The organism is Mesorhizobium sp. M0437 (assembly GCF_040321335.1).
Classification (GTDB): Bacteria; Pseudomonadota; Alphaproteobacteria; order Rhizobiales; family Rhizobiaceae; genus Mesorhizobium.
Window position 1 is genome coordinate 1 of sequence record NZ_JAMYRK010000199.1, and the last position, 1,463, is coordinate 1,463.

Sequence of the window (1,463 nt, forward strand, 5' to 3'; positions counted from 1 at the left end):
TTAAGGTCGACGCGACCTCCTCGCCTTAAGTGGCTCGGACGTTTGTTCCGAGGGTGCAAATCTTGGCCAATTTCCTGAGGTTCTGGGCGATGGCTGCAAGGTGGAACTCATCGCGGGCACCACAGGGGCCGCGCAATCGCAATCGATCGAGCTTCAGGATGCGCTTGAGGTGCGCGAACAGCATCTCCACCTTCTTCCGCTGATAGCGTGAGGTCTGGTAGGCGTCTGTCTTTGCGATGTCGCGGGCCATGTCGCGCGCGCCCTCATAGATCGAGCGCAGCACCTTGCGCGCCGGCTCCTTCGGGCAACAGCTGGGCTTCAGGGCACAGGCGTCGCAATCCAGCTTGCTGGCGCGATAGCGCATCATGCCATTCTCGTCGACGAGAGGGTGTGGCATCCGATAGGTCTTCTGGCGCTGCCTGAGCGTCTTCCCGCCAGGACAGATGTATGTATCGGCCTTATGGTCGTAGGTGAAGTCGTCGCGCGAGAAGGTGCCATCCTTGCGCCTAGACTTGTCGAAGACCGGGATATGCGGCTCGATCCCACGCTCATGCACCAACCAGTTCAGCATTTCGGCCGAGCCGTAGCCGGTGTCGGCAATCAGCCGCTCCGGCCAGAGGCCGAGCTCGTCGTGCGCCCGCTCGATCATAGTCTTGGCGGCCGTCACCTCGGCTTGGCGCACCGCGGTCGAGGGCTCCACGTCCACGATGATGGCGTGCTCCACGTCGATCAAATAGTTCGTGCAATAGGCATAGACGGCTGGGCCACCCCAAGCGGCAGTCCAGCGCGCGGCGGGATCAACAGGGGAGACGAACTTGGGCTCCACCGGCGTGGCGGCCCCGAAGGCGGCGTCATCCAGAGTGGCGAGATACTCAGCCACGGCCCGCTTGGCTTTGGGATTGAGGTCCTCGGCCGTTTCGATCCCGCGCTGACGATGGGCGTCGGCGACGATCATGCTGGCATCGACCGCAAAGCCTTCGCCGCCGACGAGCCCTTCAGCTATGCAGCGCCGGACGACGGTCTCGAACAGTTCGCGCAGCAGGTCGGCATCGCGGAAGCGGCCGTGGCGGGTCTTGGAGAAGGTTGAGTGGTCAGGCACATCACCCTCGAGGCCAAGCCGGCAGAACCACCGATAGGCCAGGTTCAGATGTACCTCCTCGCACAGCCGGCGCTCCGAGCGGATGCCGAAGCAATAGCCGACGATCAGCATGCGGATCAGCAGCTCAGGGTCGATCGAGGGACGGCCGATCGGGCTGTAGAAGGGCGCCAGATGCTGGCGGATGGCGGACAGGTCGACGAAGTGGTCGATCGCTCTGAGCAGGTGATCCGCCGGCACATGCCGCTCCAGGCTGAAGCCGTAGAACAGCTCCTCCTGCATCACACTTTGCTCGCCCATCATCGACTCAATCTCCTCTTACGACGAAGATTGAATCAGATGGGATATTCGGCTTGAGCCCCATCTT

Annotated in this window: 1 protein-coding gene; it reads right to left on the minus strand. The window is 62.6% G+C overall.

All coding sequences use genetic code 11. From position 1 onward, the window contains the following. Positions 1-25 precede the first annotated feature (25 nt). Positions 26-1,399 carry a transposase gene (locus NKI72_RS34945; RefSeq protein ID WP_352473781.1) on the minus strand — a complete coding sequence of 458 codons (1,374 nt, stop codon included), beginning with the start codon at positions 1,397-1,399 and terminating at the stop codon, positions 26-28. Positions 1,400-1,463: the final 64 nt, after the last annotated feature.

Bases quoted from the DNA above. Each gene is read 5' to 3' on its own strand.
- NKI72_RS34945 (WP_352473781.1), bottom strand. From the start codon at position 1,399: ATGATGGGCGAGCAAAGTGTGATGCAGGAGGAGCTGTTCTACGGCTTC.